Raw genomic sequence first — 22,148 nt, 5'->3', positions numbered from 1 at the left:
CGTGCCACTCGACATCCTCACCGACCCGGCGAACGGCGGCCGGTGGACCTCGCTGCGCGCAGGCTCGCGGGAGTGGCTGTGGCGACGCGAGGACCCCCTGCGCGCGGACGTGGCACCGGGCGACGCCTTCATCGACGCCGGCGGACTGGAGGAGTGCGTGCCGACCGTCCGCGGCACACCCGACCACGGCGACGCCTGGTCACGGGCCTGGACGGACCACGGGAACGGCACGCAGAGCGTGCGCTGCGAGCGGTTCGCGCTGACCCGGACCATCCGCCCCACCGCCGACGGCGCCGAGGCCGACTACGCCCTCACGGCCGACCCCGGCCACCGCTTCGTCTGGGCGGCCCACGCCCTCCTCGACCTCTCCGCGCGGGCGGTACTGCACCTGCGCGAAGGAGCGCACACCCGCCTCTACCCCGACCCGGAGCCGTGCGTGGAGGGCAGCTGGCCCGCACCCCGCGGAGTCCGGCTGGACCGCCTGGGACCGGACGACGGCACCGCGGTCGGAGCGGTCGTCGACTCCGCCCGCTGCTGTGTGCACGACGACGGGGACATGCTGGCCCTGTCCGTGGAGGCCGACGGACAACCGCTGTCGATCGCCCTGTGGCGCAACCTGGGCGGCTTCCCCGCCGGCCAGCCCTACCGCAGTACCGGCGTGGAGCCGATGCTCGGCCGCGTCTTCGACCTCGCCGAGGCAGGCCCCGGGCAAGCGGCCGTCGTCCCCGCATCCGGTGAGGTGCACTGGCGGCTGACCCTGACCGACGGCTGCGCCTGCCCCTGACCTCCGCCGAAACCGAGTGGATTGGACCCCGCTTCATGGACCTGCGTGCGGCCCTGACCGCCCACCGTCTCGTCGCCATCGTGCGCGGGAACGACCCCGACGCCGCGCTGCGCACCGTACTGACCCTGGCCGACGAGGGCATAGCACTCATCGAGGTGTCGCTGACCGGCAAGGGCGCCCTGACCGTCGTCGAGCGGGCCCGGCAGGCCCTCGGCCCCGACCGCCCCCTCGGCGCCGGCACCGTGCTGACCGCCGGCGACGCCCGGGCCGCCCACGACGCCGGCGCGGACTTCGTCGTCACCCCCGCGCTGGGCGAGGGCGTCGGCGCGGCGATCGAGGCGGGTCTGCCGGTCCTGGCGGGAGTGCTGACCCCGACCGACATCGTGACCGCACGCGGCCTCGGCGCCACCGCGCTGAAGATCTTCCCGGCCGCCCAGGCCGGTGGCCCCGGCTACCTCAAGGCCCTGCGCGGGCCCTTCCCGCACGAGCCGTTCGTGCCCGTGGGCGGGGTCGACGAGGCCGCGGCCCGCGCCTACCTGACCGCCGGGGCGACCGCGGTCGGCATCGGCTCCCCCCTCGTCGGCGACGCCGCCGACGGCGGAAGCATCACCGGCCTGCGCGCCCGCGCCCGCGCCTTCCGTGCCGTCGCCGAGGAGTTCACGCCGTGACCGAGACCCTCCGCCCCGACCGGCTGGAACTCGGCGAGGGTATCCGCTGGACCGGCGACGGCATCGTGCTCGTCGACATCCTGACCGGCCGGCTGCTGGCCGCCCCCGACGAGCCCACCGCGCCCCTGCGGCAACTCGCCCGGCTGCCCTTCCCACTGGGCGCGGTGGCCCCCGTGGCCGGTCGCCCCGGAAGCTGGATAGCCGCCGCGGGAACCGGGATCTGCCTGCTCGACCCCGACGGATCCACCACGTGGCTGGACCGGCCCGAGGCGGACACCCCCCTGCCCATGCGCATGAACGACGCGAGCGCCGACCCCGCCGGACGGTTCTGGGCGGGCAGCATGGCGTACACCGGGGACGAGGGCGCCGGTTCCCTCTACCGGGTCGACCACGACGGCACGGTCACCCGGGTGCTCGACGGCATCACCGTGCCGAACGGGCCCGCCTTCACGCCCGACGGCGGCACCCTGTACCTCGCCGACAGCGCCCGGGGAGTCGTCCGCCGCCACGAGGTCGACCCGGCCACCGGTGCACTCGGCGCGGCGCACACGTTCGTCACCGTCGCGGACGGCAGCCCGGACGGCATGACGGTCGACCTCGAGGGCGCCGTGTGGATCGCGGTGTGGGGCACCGGCACCGTACGCCGTTACCTGCCGGACGGCAGGCTGGAGCGCACCTTGCGGCTGCCCGCGCGCCAGCCCGCTGGAGTGTGCCTCCAGGGGGACGTCCTGCACATCACCTCGGCCCGCGTGGGCCTCACCGACCCCGGCCCCGAGGACGGAGCCCTGTTCACCGCGCGGGTCGACGTGCCGGGCCCGCCCGTGGCCGCCTACCGTCCTGCGGGGGAGGCCGCATGACGGGCATGTGGCGTCCGGCGGACGGACCCGTCGTGTGTGTCGGCGAGACGATGGCCGCCCTGGCTCCCACACCACCCCGTCCGCTCGACAGCGCCGAGGACCTGCGCGTGTCGGTGGCCGGAGCGGAGTCGAACGTGGCCATGCACCTGGCCGGCCTGGGCCGCCCGGTCTCCTGGCTGTCGGCGCTCGGCGACGACGCGTTCGGCCGGCGGGTGCGCGCCGCTGTCGCCGCCGCGGGCGTCGACGTCACCGGCGTACGCACCGACCCGGACCGGCCGACCGGTCTGCTCGTGAAGGACCCGGGCCCCGCCCGCACCCGCGTCCACTACTACCGGACCGGTTCGGCGGCCTCCGCCCTCGGCCCCGGCATCCTGGACGACGAGCGGCTGCGGACGGCTTCCGTCGTGCATCTCACCGGGGTGACCCCGGCGCTGTCCCCCTCCTGCCGGAACCTGGTGCAACGCACCCTCGACACCCCGGCGGGCGCCCGCCCCCACGCCGTCAGCTTCGACGTCAACCACCGCCCCGCGCTCTGGCGTGACGGCACGGCCGCCACCGTGCTGCGCGACCTCGCCGACCGCGCCGACATCGCCTTCGTCGGTCTCGACGAAGCACAGGACCTGTGGGGCGCGGACCTCGCAGCGGCCGACGTGAGACGGCTGTTGGGGAATCCGCGCATCCTCGTCGTCAAGGACGGCGCCCGGTCCGCCACCGCCTTCGGCGACCAGGGGACCTGCACGGTACTCGCCTTGCGAACGCACGTCGTGGAACCCGTCGGCGCGGGGGACGCCTTCGCCGCCGGATTCCTCGCCGGGCTGCTGAACGGCGGGGACCTGCGGCATGCCCTGCGGCTCGGACACATCACGGCGTCGGCCGCGCTCAGGACGACCGCGGACCACGGGCCGCTGCCCGACGCGGACACGGTCGAGCGGCTCCTGGGGCTCGGCGACGAGGACTGGGCGCGGGCACGGCTCGGGCCGGACGCGGGGTGAAGCCGGCGCGTCATCCGTCCTCTTCCTCGGTTCACGGGGGCGGCGGGGAAGCAGAACCACCGCCAGAGCGGGAACCGGGCTGAGGACGAGCCAGGGGGCGGCGGCCGGGAGGTCCAGGTCTGGCAGGGAGCCGGTGGCCGAGCTGCCGATGAGGACGATCAGTCCGGATACGGAGGACAGCGCGCCGGTGTAGAGGCCGATGCGTCCCTCCTCGGCGTGCCTGGCAGATGTACCCCCTGGGCCTCCTCCTCGGCCTGGGCTTCGACACGGCGACCGAGATCGCGCTCCTCGTCCTCGCCGGCTCGGGCGCGGCCTCCGGGCTGGCCTGGTACGCCATCCTGTGCCTGCCGGTGCCGTTCATCATCGGCACCGTCGAACTCCTCGGCCTGGTCGCCGAGAACGCGGACCTGCACAGCCCCTTCTGGGACTGGATCTCCGGCCTGGACCCGAACATCACCGGCTACGTCATCGTCGGCCTCTTCTTCGCCACCTGGGCCGGCGTCCTGCTGGTGTGGAAGATCGGCCGGATCGAGGAGAAGTGGACGGCCGGACCGGCACAGCCGGCGTCCGCCGAGTCCGAGGCGTGAGCGGCGACGAGCAGCGGCAGGGGGACCGAGCTGCCCGGGGTGTTCGGGCTCCGGACTCAACTGCCTTTGTTCCGGCGGTCGGCCTGTCAACCGCCGACGATCAGGGCGAGCCCGTAGGCGGCGACCGCCAGGCACGCGGCGAAGCACAGCACCGCTGCCGCTGCGGCGGCCGGCCGGTTGGCGCCGCGGGCGCGTCCTCCGTCGTCGCCACGGGGCCAGGCGGCGACGCCGAGGGAGAACAGCACGACCGTGAGCAGTGTGATCCCGAGGCTGATACCGAACACGGTGCCGAGGCCGCCCCAGTGGATGTTCATCGCCCGCCTCCTTTCGCCGCGGGACGCGACGGCCGCCCGGCCCTCACGCCGCTGTCCGCTGCACCTGCCCGGGCAGTGGCGCGGGCGGTTCGTTGACGTTGTCCGGGGTAACGGGACGGCGGCGCGACAGGGCCCAGAACCCGGCCGCCGAGGCGGCGGCGGCGGCGGCCACCAGGGCCACACCCACGGTGCCGCGACTGGCTATCCAGGCCGCCGTGCCGCCCATGGCCGCCGCCGCGGGCAGCGTGCACAGCCAGGCCAGTGCGATGCGTCCAGCCACGCCCCACCGCACCTCGGCCATCCTGCGGCCCAGGCCCGCGCCCAGGATGCTGCCGGTACACACCTGCGTGGTCGACAGGGGGAATCCCATGTGGGACGAAGCGAGAATCACGGCCGTCGCACTGGTCTCGGCCGTGAAGCCCTGCGGCGCCTCGATGTCGGTGAGCCCCTTGCCCATGGTGCGGATGATCCGCCAGCCGCCCGCGTACGTGCCGAGCGCGATGGCCAGCCCGGCGGAGAGCACCACCCACCAGGGCGGCGCGGAATCGTGGGCGAGCACCCCGGCGGAGATCAGGGCCAGGGTGATGACACCCATGGTCTTCTGCGCGTCGTTGGTGCCGTGGGCGAGCGCCACCAGCGATGCCGAACCGATCTGACCCCTGCGGAATCCGCGCCGCGCCCGGTCGGGACCCGACCGTCGGGTGATGACGTACGCGAGGTAGGTGCCCAGCACGGCCACGACGCAGGCGACGAGCGGTGAGAGGACGGCAGGGATCACGATCTTCTCCACGATCACCCCGAACTGCACCGCGGATCCGCCGGCGCCGACCCACACGGCACCGATCAGCCCGCCGAACAGCGCGTGCGACGAACTCGACGGCAGCCCGGCGAGCCAGGTCAGCAGATTCCACAACAGGGCGCCGACGAGCCCGGCGAAGACCATCACCAGGGACACTCTGGCATCGTCCACGATGCCGCCGGAGATGGTCTTGGCGACCGTCGTGGACAGGAACGCGCCCGCCAGATTCAGCACCCCCGCGACGGCGACGGCCACGCGCGGTCTCAGGGCCCCCGTGGCGATCGATGTCGCCATCGAGTTGGCCGTGTCGTGGAACCCGTTGGTGAAGTCGAAGGCCAAAGCCGTCAGGACGACCACGACGAGCAGGAACGAGACGGTACCCACTGGGACTCCTCCCGAAGCAGGCCGACCACGCGCCCGCCCTGGCGTACCCCGTTGGGACGCGTCCTGCCATCAACGCTAAGCCGCGCCTCCTGACCCCGCGACCGGGGCTCCCGCCCTCGGGCAGGGCGATGTGCAGGACCTGCCCCGGCCAGGCATGGTTGCGGTCACGGCCGCGCCGAGCCACGAGCCGGTCACGCCGGCCGGCCGGTCCCGCGCCGCCGTGTCGCCCTGCATGCTGGTCGTGGCCGGTCAGGAAAGCGACGTGCAGGGGGAAGGACGTCTTTCCGACGAACACGCCGGGCCGCTGCCCGACGCAGGCGAGATACTCGCACTCACTCATCTCCGACAACTGCTTGACCGGACCTCGACCGCCTCGCTTCATCCGTCTGACCGCGCAGCACATGACCACCGCGTCCCGTCGCTCCGAGCCGTCAAGATCCTAACGGGTGCTCAGCCGGCCGCTGGTGAGGTTCCGCTCGATGGCCTGCTGGGCCACCTCGAGTACGGCGGTCCGGCCGGGGACCGGCCGACGTGTCGTGGTGCGCCGGGAGCCGGGTACCGCGGGCGCGTCCGGGGCCCGGTCCGCCGCGGCGTCGATCAGGGCCGCCGGCTCGTCGTCCCCGAGGCCGCGCAACAGGCCGGCGAGATCGCGCAAGGTGGTCCACAGATGGGTCCAGTTGCCGGTGCGGGCGAAGTACCCGATGACGTCGCGGTAGCCCTCCAAAGCCTCGTGGACCCGGCCCTGCGCGGCACGCACCGACAGCAGCCCGACGGTCGAGACGCCGACGAGGAATGTCGCGCCGGAGGCGCAGGCCAGGTCGACGGCCTCGACGTAGTGCCGTTCGGCGAGTTCATCGCGGCCCGCGAGGTTCTCGATCTCCCCGGCGACATAGGCACCCCAGGCACGCATCGAGGGCGACACCGCGTCGGCCCACCCCCGCTCGTTGAGCCGGCGCGCCGCGTCAGGGGCACCCGCACAAGCCGTCGCGAGTGCCGCGATCCCGAGGCACTCCCGGTGCGGACCGACGAGATCGGCCGCGGCCAGGGCGTGCCCCACCGCGGCGTCGTGGGCGCCGCGTGCCAACTCGGACACGGCGAGCACCATCAGGCACTGCCAGGGCGCCTCGCCTCCGGCGTTCCTCTCCGGCCCGGCGCGGAGCCCGGCGCGGGCGAACCGTTCCGCGCGGACGAACTCCCCGCGGTGGTAGACGGCTTCACCGGCGGCCCCGAGGACAAGGCCCGCGCCCGGGTGGCCGGCGAGCGCCGGGTCGGCGGCGAGTTCCTCCGCCCAGTCCCGGATCTCGACGAGGTCGCGGTAGGCGATCGCGTCGAACAGTCCGACGACCATCGCGACGGCGTAGCCCAGGAGCCCCCGGCTGCGGACCAGCCGCCATGCGGCCCGCAGGTTCGGCAGCTCGCGGCGCAGTTCCGCATCGGCCGCCGGCTCCCGTTCCGCTGCCATGGCGGCACGGAACCGTCCGGTCAGCTCGACGGCCCACCGCACCATCCGCTCCGCCGCAGCCTCGTCCTCACCGAGGGCCGCGAGCCGGTCCAGCCCGAACGCCCGCAGTGTCTCGAGCATGCGGTACCGCGTGCTCCCGTCGAACGTGGCGTCGATCATGGAGGCGTCGACGAGGCGGGCCACCGCGCTGCCGGGTTCACCCGCCGGCTCCAGGTCGGTGGCGATCCGCTCGGCGGTGTCGAGGTCCACGCCGTCGGCGAAGACCGACAGATGCCGGAACAGCCGCTGCTCGTCCTCCGTGAGGAGCCGGTACGACCACTCGACGGTCGCGCGCAGGGTCCGGTGCCGGGCCTCCGCGCTGGTGCTGCCCCCACCGAGCAGGTCGAGCGAACGTTTCAGGCGCCGTCGGAGATCGCCGAGGGAGAACGTGGACAGTCGACCGGCGGCCAGTTCGATCGCCAGCGGTATACCGTCGACACGCCGCACGACATCGGCTACCGCGGCCAATTCGGCGCGGGTCGGGGGCCGGCCGGGGCGGACCCGGCGGGCCCGGTCCAGGAAGAGCGCCACGGACGCCGCCTCCGCGGGATCCCGGCCGGGGCGGGGCAGCGGGAGCGGCGGCAGCCGCCAGACGTGTTCGGAGGCCTGCCCCAGTGGCTCGCGGCTGGTGGCCAGCAGCGTGGTGCCGGGACAGCGGGCGAGGATCACGTCCACCATGTCCCGGACGGCGTCGAGCAGGTGCTCGCAGTTGTCGATCACCAGCAGACCGGTCCGCTCGGCCAGCACGGACACGCTGGCGGCGAGGACGTCTCCGTGGTCGACCCTCAGGTGCAGGGCCGCCGCCAGCGCGTGCGGGACGGCGGCGGGATCGGTGACCGGTGCGAGGCGCAGGACCGTCGCCGTGCTGCTCTGCCGGGCGACCTCATATGCGACGCGGGTCTTGCCGACGCCGCCGGTCCCGACGAGCGTGACCAGGCGTTCGGCCGCCAGCAGCCGGTGCAGGGAAGCGACCTCGGACTCGCGGCCGAACAGCCGGGTGGCCGGCCGGGCGGGCACGGGCGCGGTGCCCACGCCGCAGAGGTCCTTCTCGACGTCGTCCAGGGTGGGCGACGGATCGAGACCCGTCTCGTCGACCAGGCGGCGCCGGTACTCCCGTCCGACGCGCAACGCCTCCGGGGCCTGCCCGGTCGCCGCCAGTGCCCGCATGTGCAGGAGCACCGCGGGCTCCCGCAGCGGGGCGGCGGCCGCCCGCGCGGCGGCGAGCCCCATCACCTCCTCGGCCTGCCCCGCGGCGACGGCGGCGGCGATCAGCGCGTCGGTCACCTCGCGGCCCAGCTGCCGGCACTCCTCGACCGCGGCGGCCACGGGGACGACGTCGGTGAGGTCGGCGAGCACCGGCCCGCGCCACAGCACGTGCGCCTCCCGCAACAGTGCGCACGCGCCGGCCGGGTCCCGCCGCGCCTGCTCCCGTGCCCTGGCGAGCATCGCCCGCGCCCGTGCCAGGTCGAGCTCGCCGGGCCGGAGGACGAGCCGGTAACCGTCGTGCCGTGTCTCCAGCCTGCCCGCCGCGGGACCGAGGTGCCCGCGCAGCCGGGACACGTGGTTGTGCAGGGCCTGCCGCCCCGACGCGGGCACCCCCGACGGCCACAGGGCGTCCACGAGCCGGTCGACGGTCACGGACCGCCCTTCGGCGAGCGCGAGCAGGGCGAGCACTGCGCGCCGCCGCGGGCCGGGGACCTCCACCGCGGCACCGTCGACGAGGAGACGCAGGGGCCCGAGGACCTCCACCCGCACCGACGGCGGCTGCGGCCCGTCCGTCATGGCGCCTCCCGGTGTCCTGCACGACCGTACAAAGCAGTACAACCATGTATGAAACGGATAAAACTGGACGTGTTTTAGTACGACGATATCCCGTGCGAGGGCCGTGACAGTGTGCGCGCCGAGCCTTCCTGGTGTGACCGCACAGCCGGTCCGACAGAAAGGGAGAACGGGAAATGGACCAAGAGAAGATCAACGAGTTCCTGGGCCGCTTCGTGACCGACCTCGCGGCGACCGAGGCCGCCGGATCAGTCGCGCTCGGCCACCGGCTCGGCCTGTACCGCGCGCTCGCCGAGGGCTCCACGACACCCGAGGAGTTCGCGGAGCGCACCGGCTGCCATCCGCGCTACCTCACCGAGTGGCTGCGCGGCCAGGCCGCGGGCGGATACGTCGGCTACGACCCGGAAACCGGCCGGTTCGCGCTGACCGAGGAGCAGGCGTTCTGCCTGGCCGACCCGAACGGTCCCAATGTCGCGGCCGCGTTCCGCTTCGCCCTGGGCATGCTGCGCGCCGAGCCCCGTATCGCCGACGCGTTCCGCGCCGGCGAGGGCTTCGGCTGGCACCAGCACGACGAGGAGGTGTTCGTCGGAGTCGACGCTTTCTTCCGGCCCGGCTACGAGGCCGAGCTGGTCCCCAACTGGATCCCCGCGCTGGACGGGATCGACACCAAGCTCACCGAAGGGGCCCGGGTCGCCGACGTCGGCTGCGGGCTCGGCTCGTCCGCGGTGCTGCTGGCCGAGGCGTACCCGCGGACGACGGTCGTCGGTTCCGACTACCACCGTGAGTCGATCGAGCTGGCCCGCGAGAAGGCCGCCGAGGCCGGGGTCGCCGAGCGGGTCACCTTCGAGGTCGCCACCGCCCAGACCTTCGCGGGGTCGGACTACGACCTGGTGACCATGTTCGACTGCCTGCACGACATGGGTGATCCCCTCGGAGCCGCCCGCCGGGTGCGGGAGGCACTGGCGGAGGACGGCACCTGGCTGCTGGTGGAACCGTTGGCATCCGACCGGGTCGAGGAGAATTTCAACCCGGTGGGCCGGCTGTACTACAGCGGCTCCATATTCCTCTGCGTGCCCAACTCCCTTTCGCAGCAAGGAGGTTACGCACTGGGTGCGCAGGCCGGCGAGTCGGCGGTGCGTGAACTGTCCACCCAGGCCGGTTTCACCCGGTTCCGGCAGGCCGCGGTGACCGTGTTCAACGCGGTCTACGAGATACGACCGTGAACGGGGTCAGGGGTGCGCCGGCGAGGGAAAACCGTGTGGCGTGCGGTGGAGAAGACCGGCCGGCCACTCGAAGCGGCAGTCCTGAACGCCGGGCGGAGCATCGGCGGAGCCTTCCTGGACACCGACCTCGACGACGAACTGAGCCTGATCGACCTGAACGTCACCTTCGTCGTTCACCTGGCCAAGCACGTCGCCCGGCACATGGAGGCCAACCGGCGCGGCCGCATCCTGATCACCTCGTCCCTCTCCGCCACCGTGCCCACGCCCTACGAGACCGTGTACGGGCCGTCGCGTGCCTTCAGCCGCATGTTCGCCCTCGGCCTGCGCGAAGAACTCCGCGGGCCGGCCGAGGCCGCCTGATCAGTTGCTCTGCCTGTGTCCCGGTGCTGCGGCCGGCGTACTGGCCTGGCGTTGCAGTTCGGCCACGCGGTGGAGGGCCGTCTTGAAGGCGGTGTACTCCTGCTTGCCCAGTGCCTTCGAGTGGCGTTCCTCGATCGTGCGCATGATGGAGGCGGCGGTCTCCATCTGGAGCAGCCCGCGTTCGGTGGGGCAGATCAGTTTCGCGCGGCGGTCCGCGGGGTCGGGTTTGCGTTCGACGTAGCCCAGGCGTTCGAGGTCGTCGATGAGGGAGCCGATGACCTGCTTGTGCTGTCCGGAGGCGCGGGCGAGCTCGCTGGCCCGGATGCCGTCGGCGCGCAGGTGGGCGAGGACGGCGCCGGCGCGGGGTTGGATGTCGTCGAACCCCTGCTCGGCGAGCGCGATGAACAGCTCACGTTGAACGGAGAGCAGGACCTGGGCGGCCAGCACGCCGAGGTCCGGTTCCGCGGTCGGGTGCCCGGTCAATGCCTCTCCCGTCTCGGCGGTCTTCGCCACTGTGCGGTGTGATCTGCGATTTTAGCGGCGCTTGCACCTGCGGGAGCCGAGGTATAGCTTCGAATTGTCACGAAAAATGACTATCAAGATTAGTGACTAATGAGGTTGTGGCTCATACCTCGAAGGAGCGCGAGATGAGCGAGCGCAGCAAGTTCCTCGAGCCGATCACCCGGGAGAACGCCGCCGTGGTGCTGGTCGACCACCAGGTCGGCCTCCTCTCCGGCGTCCGGGACATCCCGGTCGGCGAGCTGAAGCACAACGTGGTGGCGCTGGCACGGGCGGCGACCGTGTTGGGGGTCCCGCTGGTCGTCACCACCACAGCGGCCGACAGCATGTGGGGCCCGACCACCCCCGAACTGGTCGAGGCGCTGCCGGCCGGGCACAAGATCATCGACCGCAGCACGGTCAACGCGTGGCACGACGAGCGGGTCCGCGAGGCCATCGAGGCCACCGGCCGGCAGAAGCTGATTTTCGCCGGGGTGTCGCTCGAGGTGTGCGCGGCGCTGCCCGCGCTCTCCGCGACGGCCGCCGGGTACGACGCGTACGTCGCCGTGGACGCCTCCGGCACCTTCAGCCAGGCCAAGCGGGAAGCCGGACTGCTGCGCATGCAGCAGGCGGGCGTCGTCGTCAGCGACTACGCCACCCTCATGGTCGAGGCCCTGGCCGACAACGCCCTTACCGAGTCCGGCGCCGTCTACGCCGCCCTCGACATGCCCTTCGCCGTCCTGGTCGGCCAGATCTCCGCGGCCCACCAGCACTGAAGCCCCACCGGCCGACCGGTAGGGTCCCGCACTTGTGAGCACCTTTGACCACCAGCCGCGTCTACCTGCCGACGACCTCTTCCACGCCCTGCACGCACGTTTTCCTCAGAACGGCCTGGAGCGGGCCACCACGGACGCGGGCATCGAGGTGATCGGGGTGTCCGTGGCGCGTGGCCGGGTGCGGGAGGTGTGGGACGAGTGGCGCAGGAGGCACGGCGAGACCGGCTGGTGGCCTTACGTCACCCTGCTGTCGCCGGACGACGTGGCCCGGTCCCGTCGGCACGCGGGCGTCGATGCCGGCGCCCTCGAGGAACTGACGGCCGAGGTGGTGTGCCAGGACCACGACGCACGTGCGGCGTCCGTCGTGGTGTCGAACTTCCGGTGGGTGATGGACGGCACCGGTGACGACGTGGAGGAGCAGGAGAGCTGGCGCGACGACTACGACCCCGACCGGCTGGCACCACGATTGGGCCCCGCCTTGGTGGAGCCGCTCGTGGGCGTGTCACGGTGGGGCACCGGCGACCTGGACAACATCTCCTGGGGCGGGAGTCGCCGGTGGATCAACTTCGTACCGGCGCGAGGCGGCTACGAGGTGCCCGTGGTCCTGCCCCACCTGATCGGGACGGGCAACTGGTTCGGGTACGGCGACCGGATCCTCACCCCCGCGGACGACGCGGCCCTGCTCAGACGCTGGCACGAAAGGTGGGGCGCCGAGCTCTTCCTCGCTCACGGCGCCTACCTGGAACTGGTCGTCGACAGGCCGCCCCTGCATCCGCGGGCCGCTGCGCAGGCCGCCACAGAACTGATGGGTTACTGCGACGACACCGTGCAGGACCCGCGGAGCGCCGGCGACGGCATGGTTCGCTCGACGGTGTGGTCCCTCTGGTGGGACTGACTCCCCGCGTGCGGCCCCCGGATCAGGCGTCGGGAGCCGCGTGGACGCGTCGGCCCGCGACGAAGGTCTGGAGGACGCGGGTGGTGGCGATCTCCTCGGCGGGGGCCGCGAACGGGTCGCGGTCGAGGACGACCAGGTCGGCCGATTTTCCTACGGTGATGCTGCCGGTGGTGGTGTCGAGATGGTTCGCGTAGGCGCTGCCCGCCGTGTACGCGGCGATGGCGGTACCCAGGTCGAGGCCCTGCTCGGGGAGGAAGGCCGGGGTGTCCGTGGGTGCGTCCGGGGCGATTCGGTTGACGGCGACGTGGATGGCCTGGAACGGATCGGGGCTGCTGACCGGCCAGTCGCTGCCCGCGGCCAGCGTCGTGCCCGCGCGCAGGAGGTCGCCGAACGGGTACTGCCGGGCGCCGCGTTCGGCGCCGAGGAAGGGCAGGGTCAGTTCGTCCATCTGCGGTTCGTGCGCGGCCCACAGCATCTGTAGGTTGGCGGTCGCCCCCAGGGTCCGGAAGCGCGGGACGTCGTGCGGGTGGACGACTTGGAGATGGGCCAGATGGTGTCGGGTGTCGCGGTGGCCGTTGGCCCGGCGGGCGGCCTCCACGGCGTCGAGTGCCTCGCGCACCGCGCGGTCGCCGAGGGCGTGGAAGTGGACCTGGAAGTCCAGCGCGTCGAGTTCGGTGACGTACTTCTTCAGCGCTTCGGGCTCGACGAAGCTGATGCCGCTGTTGTCGGAGGCACAGCCGCAGCCGGTGAGGTACGGGTCGAGCAGGGCGGCGGTGTGGTTCTCCGCGATGCCGTCCTGCATGATCTTCACGGTCCCGGCCCGGAACCGTCCCCTGCTCAACTCCGCGCGGCCGGCGAGCAGTTCCGGGAGCTGCTCGGCGCCGCGCTCGCGGTCCCACCACAGGGCGCCGACGACGCGGGCGGTGAGCAGGCCTTGGTCGAGGGCCGCCTGGTAGGCGGGTGCCGGGTCCGTCATGTTGGTGTAGGTGCCGACGATGGCGTCCTGCCAGGCGGTGACGCCGTAGGAGTGCAGTACGGCCTGTGCGCGCAGCAGGGCCGTGAGCTGTTCCCCGGGCGTGGGGTCGGGCACCAGCCTGCCCACGAGGTGGACCGCGCCCTCCTGGAGCATTCCGGTCGGGTTGCCCTCGGCGTCACGCTCGATCCGGCCGTCGGCCGGGTCCGGGGTACCGGAGTCGATGCCGGCCCGCTCCAGTGCCCGGCTGTTGACCCAGGCGCCGTGATGGTCGCGGTTGGGCAGGAAGACGGGCCGGTCCGGGACGATCGCGTCGAGGGCGGCGGCCGTGGGGGAGCCGCCGGGGAACGCCTCCAGGGACCAGCCGCCACCGGTGATCCACTCGGTGTCCGGGTGCTCGTCGGCGTACGCCTTGATCCTGCGCAGATACTCGGCCGGGTCGACGGTGTCGCCGAGATGGCACAGGCCGAGCTCGATGCCCGCGCCCTGCGGATGGACATGGGCGTCCTGGAAGCCGGGCAGCAGCAGCTTTCCGGCGAGGTCGACGATCTCGGTGCCCGGCCCGATCAGCTCGTGCACCTCGTCGTGGCCGACGGCGGCGATCCGCCCGCCGCGCACGGCCACCGCGGTGGCGCGGCTGCGGGCGGGATCCACGGTGTGCACGGGACCGCCGGTCAGAACGAGATCGGCGGGACCCGTGGCCTGGGAATGCGTCATGTGAGGGAACTCCGGGTGGGGGAGAGGGGGATCAGACCGCCGTGCGGTCCATCGGCAGGGTCAGGGCTTCGGCATCGGTGCCGCGTCCCGTGGTGAAGTACGGCGAGCGGCGGACGTACTTGGCGACGGCGGCCATGCCGAGGCCGAACAGGACGATGGCGGCGGGCAGGGAGAACATGAACCAGCCGTTGTCCGGGCTGAGTTCGAAGTGGTCGCTCATGGTCAGGTACGAGTATCCGAGGTAGCCGCCGAGGCCCAGCAGGACCAGGCTGGACGCGCCGGGTATGCCGACGGCGAGCAGTGCCTCGCGTGGTCCTTCGCGCAGGGCGGAGCGGAAGCGGACGGCGCAGGCCAGCGCGGTGAGGCCGTAGTAGAGGGCGACGACCAGGCCGATGGCGTTGACGGCGGTCAGCAGCATGTCGCTCAGCTTGGGGATGGCGACGGCGAGCAGGGCGATCACGGCGGCGATGGCCATCACGACGACCGTGCCGACGGCGGGAGTGCCGTATCGCGGATGGACGCGGGTCCACATCTGTCCCATGGTCCGGTCCCGGCCCATGGCCAGCAGCCCGCGCGCCGTCGGGATCAGGGTGGCCTGGACGGAGGCCACCGCGGAGAACATCAGGGCGACCAGGGGCAGGGTTGCCCAGGGCTCGGCGGCCAGCTTCGAACCGAGGTAGGGGAGGGCCTGGGGACCGTTCCGGACGAGCTCGGGCAGGCTCATCTCCCGCTGGAAGGCGACCGAGGCGAAGAGGAACAGCCCCAGCATGGCGAACAGGGCGATGAAGCCTCCCCGGGCGGAGTCGTCCACGCTCCTGGTCTCCTCGGTGACGCTGAAGGCGGCGTCCCAGCCCCAGAAGAAGAACACCGCGAGCACCATGCCCTGGGCGAACGCGGTGCCGTCGGAGATGTCGAAGGGGTTGAACCAGGAGAAGGAGATGGTGTGGCCGCCGGAGACCAGGGCCCAGCCGCAGAAGGCCAGCAGCACCGTGTACTCGAAGACCAGCAGGGAGAACTGGAACCGGGTGGCGGCACGCATCCCGGTGACGGTCAGGGCGGCGAGGGCGAGGAGGATGACCAGACCGACCGCCGTACTGACACCGGTCGACCCCGGATCGAGGGTGATGCCGACGAGGCTGTGCAGCCCGGCCCTGTTGGCCAGGATCAGGACGACCGAGCCCATGACCGCGCTCGTGTAGGCGCAGAAGATGACCGAGCCGACCAGGGTGACCCAGCCCGTCAGGAAGCCGGGCCACGGGCCGAGGGACTTGCCGACCCACACGTAGCCGTTGCCGCAGTTGGGTTCCGAGCGGTTGAGCCGGGCGTAGGCGATGGCGATGCCGAGGACCGGCAGGAAGGCCAGCAGCAACAGCGCCGGAGCCTGGAGGCCCACGATGGAGGCGATGGTGCCCATGCCGATGGCGATGCTGGTGGTGGCGGCGGTACTGGATGCGGCGAGGGCGACGCCGTCGACGACGCCGAGGGAACGGCGCAGGGCGGGGCGTGGTTCGGCGGACGGTTGCGGTCTCGGAGAGGACCCGGGGGACGGAGAGGACGGGGAGGACGTGGCGGACATGAAGGGCTCCTCGCAGGACGGGGGCAGGGGAAGAGCCGCGCGGGAATGCGATGGAACATCCGGCGCCCGCATTCCGTCAATCCTGTTGACGTAAGGAGGGCGGGGGTCGTTCACTGCGGGTACGCCGCTCTGTGCCGGCCCGGACGAGAGGAACCCCGGATGCCCACCCGTGTCCCGCAGGAACGCAGACGCCGACGGCCCACCCGCTCGGGCGTCCTGCTGTCGGAGGACCTGATCGTGGAGACCGCCCTCCGGCTGATCGGCGAACACGGCCCCGAGGCACTGAGCGTGCGCCGGCTGGGGGCGGCACTGGGCTGCGATCCGACCGCCCTCTACCGCTACTTCCACGACACCGACGACCTGGTGCTCGCCATCGCCGACCGGATCATCGGCGACGCGATGGCGGGGTTCGTACCCGGGGACGACTGGGTGGCCTCACTGCGCGAGATGGCGCTGCGGGTGCGCGTCGGATATCTCGCCCATCCCCGGGCGGCCGCCATGGCCTCGCACCGGGTGACCCGGCGCGAGAACGAGATCCAGGCCGTGGAGACGGGAATCGGGCTACTGCTGTCCGCGGGCTTCGAACCCGCCCGCGCCGTACGGCTCTACCTGGCCTTCATCGACACCGTGCTCAGCCATGCCGCCACGGACGCGGCGTTCCACGCGCTTCCCCGGCAGCAGCGCGAAGCCGACCAGCGGGCCTGGCGGGACGTCTACCAGGGTCTGGACCCCGAGTCCTACCCGGCGCTGACCGCGACCCGCAGCGAGCTGCCCGGGATGGCGGACAGCTCCTTCGAGGAGTCCGTGGACCTGCTCCTGGACGCACTCGCGGCGCGCGCCCCGAGAACCCCCGGGAACACCGGCGGCATCAGGGCGTGAGCGACCACTCCCGGCTCAGGGCCCGCGCCGCTCGCCGCTCGGCATGACAGGGTGTCGCCCGAGGACGAAGACGCCGGTGATCACCGCGACCACCCCGGCGGCCTGCCACGCCAGTGCGCCGGGCTCGGTGCGCAACTCGTCCTGGAGGAAGCCGATGCCGCAGGCGATACCGATCAGTGGTTCGGCAGCGGTCAGCGCCGGCAGGGACAGGCGCAACGGCCCGGCCTCGAAGGCACTCTGCACCAGCAGCAGTCCCACCACCGCCAGCGCCACGACGGCCCAGGGCTGCCACGAGACGAGCAGACCGGTGATTCCCCTCTCACCCACGATGCCGCCGCTGACGCGGGTGAGCGCGTCCTGGAGGCCGTAGAGCGTGCCGGCCGCGGCGGCCAGGAAGGGCGGCCGGTGCAGCAGCCGCAGGTGCTGGGCGACGGCGACGAGGACCCCGGCCAGCCCCAGTACGCAGCCGATCACGAGCCAGTGCCGCAACGCACTGACCTGGCCCTGACCGCTGTGCGGGTGCCCCGCCAGGACGAAGGCCGCCACCCCGCCGCTGAGGGCAAGTGCCCCCAGCCACCCCGACCGGCCGAGCGGCTGATCGCCCATCCACCGGGCGAGGGCCATCGCGAAGAGCAGGTTTGTGGTGAGCAACGGCTCCACCTGGGCCAGGCTGCCGCGCGTCAGCGCGAGCGCCCCGAGGATCTGGCCCACGACCATGCAGCCGATGCCCGCCAGCCACAGTGGCACCCGCGCAAGGTCCAGCAGCAGTCGGAAGGACAACATCAAGGACAGCGGTTCGCGTTCGGCCGCGTGCTGCTGGAGCACGAAGCCGAAGCCCAGCAGGCACGCGGCGGGAAGGCTGAAGAGGTACACCACGGCCTGTCATCCTCCTGCCCGGACCGCACGGAGGCCCTGTACGGCCGGGGCCCGGCCGCGAGCGTTGCGCAAAGACACCCACGTGGCTCATCACTGTGCCGTCCATGCGCTGCCCCACGTTTGAAAGCCGTCAGCTCCGGCTACCCCTCGATGGTCGTAGTCATCGTCGGATGCGCGGGTGCGGGCGGGGAGGTCAGCTTGGGACGCACCACGGCGGCGGATCCGGGCCCGGCCCCGTCCACCGTCCTGCCAGGCACGCCCGGGACAGGTGTGGCGCTGGTGACGGGTGCCTCCTCCGGGATCGGGGCGGCTGTCGCGCGGGCCCTGGCGAACGAGAGGTGGGCGCTGCTGGTCTCCGGCCGTGACCGGGCCCGGCTGGACGCGGTGGCCCGCGAGACGTCGGGCGTCGCGATTCCCTGCGACCTGTCCGGCGCCGACGGCGCCCGGCAGCTGGTCGACCGGGCCCTTCGGCAGGTACCGGGCATCGATCTGCTCGTCGCCGCGGCCGGTGTGGGCTGGGCCGGGCCGTTCACCTCGATGCCCGGCGGCGAGGTGGACCGGCTGCTCACCGTGGATCTGGCATCGGTGGTGCATCTCGTCCGGCAGGCCCTGCCGCACATGGTGGCGCGGCGCCGAGGCCGGCTGGTGCTGATCGGCTCCATCGCGGGCTGCGTCGGGGTGCGGGAGGAAGCGGTGTACTCCGCGGCGAAAGCGGGACTCGGCGCCTTCGCCGACGCGCTGCGGTACGAACTCGACGGCACCGGCGTGCGGCTGACCCACGTCGTGCCGGGCGCGGTGGACACTCCCTTCTTCACCCGGAGAGGGGCGCCCTACTCCCGCCGCCGCCCGCGTCCGATCCCGCCCGAGCGGGTGGCCGCAGCGGTCGTCGCGGCGCTGCGCGGGGAACGCGACGAGGTGTTCGTGCCCGGCTGGCTCCGTGTGCCGGTCGTGGTTCGCCGCCTCGCGCCCTCCTCGTACCGGCGCCTGGCGGCTCGGTTCGGCTGAGGCGAGGAGGGCATGCGAGGCAGCGTCGATCACGGCCGGTTGTTCACCACGGCCGTCGCCGTCGTCCCGGCGCTCGTCGCCGCGGCCCACATCGTGCCCGCCGGGACCTGGCTCCCCGGTCCGCGGCGCGCCTGGCTGCCGGCCCTGGCGGGCGTCGGCGGCGACGACCACGTGGCGCTCACCTTCGACGACGGGCCCGATCCCCGTTCCACCCCCGCTTTCCTTGCCGCGCTGGACGAGCTGTCGGTCCGTGCCACCTTCTTCGTGGTGGGCGAGCAGGTGCTGCGCCACCGGCGGCTGAGCCACGACATCGTCCGGCGCGGTCACGAACTCGCGGTCCACGGCTGGACGCACAACCGCCCCTGGCGGCCGGCACCGGCCCGGGAGGCCCGACAGCTGGCGCGAGCCGCGCACGCGGTGGCGGAGGTGTCCGGTGTGATCCCCACCTGGTACCGGCCCCCGTACGGCATCCTGACCGGTGACCGGCTACTGGCCGCGCGCCGCACCGGACTGCGCCCGGTCCTGTGGACGGCCTGGGGCCGCGATTGGACGGACCGTGCCACCGCCGAGTCCGTGGCGGCGACCGTCCTGGCGGACTTGCGGGGCGGCGGCACGGTGGTGCTGCACGACACCGACCGCCAGTCGGCACCGGGCTGCTGGCGGGCGGCGCTGGGCGCGCTGCCCCGGCTGGTGGGTGCGTGCCGGGCGGCGGGCCTGGCAGTCGGGCCGCTCGGCGAGCACCGCGTCGCGGACCGGGACTGATCGAGCAGGCGGCCGGGTTCCGTCAGATGGTCAGGTCTGCCGCCGGGCACCGCCGTCCGACCGCCAGGTCGCTCCTCAACGTCGCCCTGGAAGAGACGGCGGGCGGCGCTGGGCGCGCTGCCCCGGCTGGTGGGCGCGTGCCGGGCGGCGGGCCTGGCAGTCGGGCCGCTCGGCGAGCACCGCGTCGCGGACCGGGACTGATCGAGCAGGCGGCCGGGTTCCGTCACATGGTCAGGTCTGCCGCCCGGCACCGCCGTCCGACCGTCAGGTCGCTCCTCAGGCGCAGAGCTGTTCCAGCGGACGTACGACGTCGCCCTGGAAGAGACGGCGGGCGGCGGGGGCCGGGCGACCGGGTACCGTGCCGCCCGCTGTGAGGCGGTCCAGGGACTGCACCAGCTGCCAGGAGTCGGCGGCGTGATCGGTCAGGCCGAGCGCCGCCATCCGGCGTACCCCCTCCGCGCCGTGGCCGGGGATCGGACGGTACCCGACGACGGGGACACCGACGGCGAGTGCTTCGAGCGCGGTCTGCCCCGCGGCGTTGTCGACCAGTGCCCCGCATGCCGCGATCAGGCCCGGCATGTCGTCCACCCAGCCCATGGCGAGCGTTCCCGGCACCCGCGCCAGCCGGCGGCGCAGGCGCTCGTTCCGCCCGCACAGGACGACCGGCAGATAGCCGGCGCCGACCAGCAGCCGGGCCGTCGCGTCGAGCCGGCTTCCCACGCCCCACGCGCCCGCGGACAGCAGCACGGGCAGGCGCCCGTCGCCGGCCTTGAGCCGCTGCCGCCAGTACGCCGCGCCCGCCGGATGCGGGCGGAAGCGGTCGGAGAGCAGCGGGCCGCAGGCGATGGCCGGCCGGCCCAGTCCGTGCCGCACGTTCCGGGCGATCTGCGGGGTGAGGCACAGGTTGAGGTCGTTGCCCCGGTGCAGCCATTGGCGGTGGACGTCGAAGTCGGTGATGACCACCGCGCTGGGCACCGGCAGCCGTCCGAGTGCCCGCATCCGGCCGGTCAGCTGGGCGGCGAGGTGGAAGACCGCGACGACCGCGTCGGCGCGCCCGCCCGCCACCTCCGCCCGCAACCGGTCCTCGGCGAGCGCCGCGAGCGGCGCACTGCCCGGCCGCGGACCGCCGCCGGTACGGAAGAAGGCGGCGTAGATGCCCGAGTACAGCAGCGGGGCATGCCGGACCGTCGCGCGGTAGAAACCGCGCAGCCCGGCCCCGACGCGGGCGGGCAGCATCTCCAGTACGTCCGTGTGCAACGCCTCGTGCCCGGCCTCGCGCAGGCGCCGGGCCAGCTCCACGGCAACCGCGTCGTGGCCCGACCCCATGCTCGCGCTGACCACCAACAGGCGGCAAGGGCACGTCCGCGGCATGGTCACCTCGCTTCGAGCAGTGAGCAACAGGTATCCGCAGCACCGGCCGGCTAACGGACACCGCCGGTATGGGTAGGTTTATCACCGCGTACATCCCGTCAACGGCAGGCATGCGCATGAACGTGCTCACGGTCGTCATGGCCCTGCTCTCGGCGCTGTCCAACGCGACGGCGTCCGTCCTTCAACGCAGGGCCGCCGTCGAACCGGACGAAGTCACCGGCCGCGGAGCCAAGGCGGCGATGGCCCGCCTGGCGGGGCTCCTGAGCCATCCGCACTGGTGGGCCGGAGCGGCGGCCCTGATGCTTTCGGCCGTCTTCCAGGTCATCGCCCTGGACGCCGGGCAACTGTCGGTGGTGCAGCCCCTGCTGGCCAGCGAACTGCTGTTCACCCTGCTCGTGGGCGCGGCGGTGTTCCGTCACCGCCCCGGCGCCGGGACCTGGCGGTCCTTCGTGATGCTCGCCGGCGGACTGGCGCTCTTCCTGCTCAGCGCGTCCCCGTCGCCCGGCAGTGAACGGGCCGACGACTGGCGCTGGCTCGTCGTGGGAGGCGGGCTGGCGTGCTGCGTCGCCGTCCTGCTGGCAGCCGCCCGCCGTATGCGGGGCCCCTTGCAGGCCGCCACGCTGGGCACCGCCACCGCCGCTTGCTTCGCGGTCACCGCCGCTCTCATCAAGGAGGTGACCGGGCGATTCGCGGCGGGGCCCACCGCGGTCCTCACCACCTGGCACACCTACGCCGCTGCCGTCACCGGCCTGCTGAGCGTGCTGCTGCTCCAGTGGACGCTGCGGGCCGGCACCCTGGCGGCCTCCCAGCCGGCCCTGACCCTGGGAGATGCCCTGATCAGCATCACCCTGGGCGGCCTGCTGTTCGGGGAGAGCATCGCGCTGGGCTGGCGCATGCTGCCCGAGGCCGTGGGGGTCGGCCTCATGGCGGCGGGCATCGTCGGACTGACCCGGTCGCCCGTGGTGGCCTCCGGCGGCAGCTGGGACGAGGTGGAATCGGAATCAATTACTAACACTTGATTGAACAGTCCAGACTGATAAACCTATGGTTAGTAACCATGGATGTGCTGGACAAGACCGGCGGCCACACCGGCGGCCGCGACCGATCGCCGGAGACGGCGGCACTCGCCGGCGCACTGCGGCTGGCCATGGGCCGGATAGTCCGCCGACTGCGCCAGGCTCACGCCGTGGGGGACGTCTCCCTCTCCGGTGTCTCGGTACTGGCCCGGCTGGCCCGCACCGGACCGGACTCGCCCGGTTCGCTCGCCGAGCTCGAGCGCGTCAGGCCGCAGGCGATGGCCACCACGCTCGCGGGGCTCGAACAGCGCGGGCTGGTCCGTCGCACCCCGGACGCGACTGACGGACGCAGGGCCATCGTGTCGATCACCGACGAGGGCCGGGCCGTGCTCGAGGAGCGCCGCTCCGAGTCCCTCGGCCGGCTCGCCGAGGCCCTTGACGAGCTCGCGCCCGAGGAACGCGAGTCGCTCCGTGCCGCCCTGCCCCTCCTCGACCGGCTGGCGGAACGGCTGTGAGCGGGCCGACGCCCGCTCCGGAGGGCGGGCACCCCGCCGAA

General features: G+C 73.0%; 21 protein-coding genes and 1 pseudogene. 14 read left to right on the top strand and 8 right to left on the bottom strand.

What is annotated here, in order from left to right; all coding sequences use genetic code 11:
- Nucleotide 1: 1 nt before the first annotated feature.
- The 5 genes and pseudogenes from ACWGJM_RS05395 to ACWGJM_RS05375 form a co-directional block, all read left to right on the top strand.
- On the top strand, nucleotides 2–784 hold the full coding sequence (locus tag ACWGJM_RS05395) for a hypothetical protein (protein WP_453410338.1): 783 nt from the start codon (nucleotides 2–4) through the stop codon (nucleotides 782–784).
- Nucleotides 785–819: 35 nt separating this feature from the next.
- Nucleotides 820–1,452: a bifunctional 4-hydroxy-2-oxoglutarate aldolase/2-dehydro-3-deoxy-phosphogluconate aldolase gene (locus ACWGJM_RS05390; protein WP_453410337.1), complete on the top strand. Its 633-nt coding sequence runs from the start codon at nucleotides 820–822 to the stop codon at nucleotides 1,450–1,452.
- Nucleotides 1,449–2,309 (top strand): SMP-30/gluconolactonase/LRE family protein, encoded by an 861-nt coding sequence (locus ACWGJM_RS05385; RefSeq protein ID WP_453410336.1) that lies wholly within the window; start codon nucleotides 1,449–1,451, stop codon nucleotides 2,307–2,309. Before ACWGJM_RS05390 ends, ACWGJM_RS05385 begins: the two co-directional genes overlap by 4 nt.
- Complete coding sequence (locus ACWGJM_RS05380) at nucleotides 2,306–3,301, top strand: sugar kinase (protein WP_453410335.1); 996 nt, start codon at nucleotides 2,306–2,308, stop codon at nucleotides 3,299–3,301. The genes ACWGJM_RS05385 and ACWGJM_RS05380 overlap by 4 nt, the downstream gene beginning before the upstream one ends.
- A 215-nt stretch (nucleotides 3,302–3,516) precedes the next feature.
- Nucleotides 3,517–3,888: pseudogene (locus tag ACWGJM_RS05375) on the top strand (HoxN/HupN/NixA family nickel/cobalt transporter); the annotation flags it as partial.
- Nucleotides 3,889–3,974: 86 nt separating this feature from the next.
- Here ACWGJM_RS05375 and ACWGJM_RS05370 read toward each other — a convergent pair.
- The 3 genes from ACWGJM_RS05370 to ACWGJM_RS05360 form a co-directional block, all read right to left on the bottom strand.
- Entirely contained in the window at nucleotides 3,975–4,202 is a 228-nt protein-coding gene (locus ACWGJM_RS05370) for a hypothetical protein (RefSeq protein ID WP_453410334.1), read from the bottom strand.
- A gap of 43 nt (nucleotides 4,203–4,245) precedes the next feature.
- A complete protein-coding gene (locus ACWGJM_RS05365; RefSeq protein WP_453410333.1) occupies nucleotides 4,246–5,385 on the bottom strand; it encodes an anion permease in 1,140 nt (379 codons plus the stop codon).
- A 439-nt stretch (nucleotides 5,386–5,824) separates the two neighbouring features.
- Complete coding sequence (locus ACWGJM_RS05360; protein WP_453410332.1) at nucleotides 5,825–8,668, bottom strand: BTAD domain-containing putative transcriptional regulator; 2,844 nt, start codon at nucleotides 8,666–8,668, stop codon at nucleotides 5,825–5,827.
- A 173-nt stretch (nucleotides 8,669–8,841) separates the two neighbouring features.
- On the opposite strand from ACWGJM_RS05360, the gene ACWGJM_RS05355 reads away from it, so the two are divergent.
- A complete protein-coding gene (locus ACWGJM_RS05355; RefSeq protein WP_453410331.1) occupies nucleotides 8,842–9,888 on the top strand; it encodes a class I SAM-dependent methyltransferase in 1,047 nt (348 codons plus the stop codon).
- A 45-nt stretch (nucleotides 9,889–9,933) separates the two neighbouring features.
- The gene (locus tag ACWGJM_RS05350) at nucleotides 9,934–10,248 is read left to right on the top strand and encodes an SDR family NAD(P)-dependent oxidoreductase (RefSeq protein ID WP_453410330.1); all 315 of its coding nucleotides are present in this window, start codon (nucleotides 9,934–9,936) and stop codon (nucleotides 10,246–10,248) included.
- On the opposite strand, the gene ACWGJM_RS05345 is transcribed toward ACWGJM_RS05350, so the two are convergent.
- Nucleotides 10,249–10,731 (bottom strand): MarR family winged helix-turn-helix transcriptional regulator, encoded by a 483-nt coding sequence (locus ACWGJM_RS05345; RefSeq protein ID WP_453410329.1) that lies wholly within the window; start codon nucleotides 10,729–10,731, stop codon nucleotides 10,249–10,251.
- 164 nt (nucleotides 10,732–10,895) lie between these two features.
- Between ACWGJM_RS05345 and ACWGJM_RS05340 the strand changes: the two genes are divergently transcribed.
- On the top strand, nucleotides 10,896–11,522 hold the full coding sequence (locus ACWGJM_RS05340; protein WP_453410328.1) for an isochorismatase family protein: 627 nt from the start codon (nucleotides 10,896–10,898) through the stop codon (nucleotides 11,520–11,522).
- Between the two features lie 34 nt (nucleotides 11,523–11,556).
- The gene (locus ACWGJM_RS05335) at nucleotides 11,557–12,417 is read left to right on the top strand and encodes a DUF4253 domain-containing protein (RefSeq protein WP_453410327.1); all 861 of its coding nucleotides are present in this window, start codon (nucleotides 11,557–11,559) and stop codon (nucleotides 12,415–12,417) included.
- A 22-nt stretch (nucleotides 12,418–12,439) separates the two neighbouring features.
- Here the strand turns inward: ACWGJM_RS05335 and ACWGJM_RS05330 are convergent, their stop codons facing one another.
- Both ACWGJM_RS05330 and ACWGJM_RS05325 read right to left on the bottom strand, forming a co-directional pair.
- The gene (locus tag ACWGJM_RS05330) at nucleotides 12,440–14,107 is read right to left on the bottom strand and encodes an amidohydrolase (protein WP_453410326.1); all 1,668 of its coding nucleotides are present in this window, start codon (nucleotides 14,105–14,107) and stop codon (nucleotides 12,440–12,442) included.
- A 31-nt stretch (nucleotides 14,108–14,138) separates the two neighbouring features.
- Nucleotides 14,139–15,683 carry an APC family permease gene (locus ACWGJM_RS05325; RefSeq protein ID WP_453410325.1) on the bottom strand — a complete coding sequence of 515 codons (1,545 nt, stop codon included), beginning with the start codon at nucleotides 15,681–15,683 and terminating at the stop codon, nucleotides 14,139–14,141.
- A 159-nt stretch (nucleotides 15,684–15,842) separates the two neighbouring features.
- Here ACWGJM_RS05325 and ACWGJM_RS05320 point away from each other — a divergent pair, with 159 nt between their 5' ends.
- Nucleotides 15,843–16,562, top strand: a complete 720-nt coding sequence (locus tag ACWGJM_RS05320) for a TetR/AcrR family transcriptional regulator (protein ID WP_453410324.1) — start codon at nucleotides 15,843–15,845, stop codon at nucleotides 16,560–16,562.
- 15 nt (nucleotides 16,563–16,577) lie between these two features.
- On the opposite strand, the gene ACWGJM_RS05315 is transcribed toward ACWGJM_RS05320, so the two are convergent.
- Nucleotides 16,578–17,438 (bottom strand): DMT family transporter, encoded by an 861-nt coding sequence (locus tag ACWGJM_RS05315; RefSeq protein WP_453410323.1) that lies wholly within the window; start codon nucleotides 17,436–17,438, stop codon nucleotides 16,578–16,580.
- Between the two features lie 198 nt (nucleotides 17,439–17,636).
- On the opposite strand from ACWGJM_RS05315, the gene ACWGJM_RS05310 reads away from it, so the two are divergent.
- Both ACWGJM_RS05310 and ACWGJM_RS05305 read left to right on the top strand, forming a co-directional pair.
- Entirely contained in the window at nucleotides 17,637–18,443 is an 807-nt protein-coding gene (locus tag ACWGJM_RS05310) for an SDR family NAD(P)-dependent oxidoreductase (protein ID WP_453410322.1), read from the top strand.
- 12 nt (nucleotides 18,444–18,455) lie between these two features.
- The gene (locus tag ACWGJM_RS05305) at nucleotides 18,456–19,205 is read left to right on the top strand and encodes a polysaccharide deacetylase family protein (protein WP_453410321.1); all 750 of its coding nucleotides are present in this window, start codon (nucleotides 18,456–18,458) and stop codon (nucleotides 19,203–19,205) included.
- 276 nt (nucleotides 19,206–19,481) lie between these two features.
- On the opposite strand, the gene ACWGJM_RS05300 is transcribed toward ACWGJM_RS05305, so the two are convergent.
- Nucleotides 19,482–20,531 (bottom strand): MGDG synthase family glycosyltransferase, encoded by a 1,050-nt coding sequence (locus tag ACWGJM_RS05300; RefSeq protein WP_453410320.1) that lies wholly within the window; start codon nucleotides 20,529–20,531, stop codon nucleotides 19,482–19,484.
- A 161-nt stretch (nucleotides 20,532–20,692) separates the two neighbouring features.
- Between ACWGJM_RS05300 and ACWGJM_RS05295 the strand changes: the two genes are divergently transcribed.
- Together ACWGJM_RS05295 and ACWGJM_RS05290 are read left to right on the top strand one after the other, a co-directional pair.
- The gene (locus ACWGJM_RS05295; protein ID WP_453410319.1) at nucleotides 20,693–21,595 is read left to right on the top strand and encodes a DMT family transporter; all 903 of its coding nucleotides are present in this window, start codon (nucleotides 20,693–20,695) and stop codon (nucleotides 21,593–21,595) included.
- Between the two features lie 38 nt (nucleotides 21,596–21,633).
- Complete coding sequence (locus tag ACWGJM_RS05290; RefSeq protein WP_453410318.1) at nucleotides 21,634–22,107, top strand: MarR family winged helix-turn-helix transcriptional regulator; 474 nt, start codon at nucleotides 21,634–21,636, stop codon at nucleotides 22,105–22,107.
- Nucleotides 22,108–22,148: the final 41 nt, after the last annotated feature.

The organism is Streptomyces sp. NPDC054834 (assembly GCF_053611185.1).
Note: the sequence above shows the minus strand (reverse complement) of the source record. Positions and strands in the feature narration are given on the sequence as shown.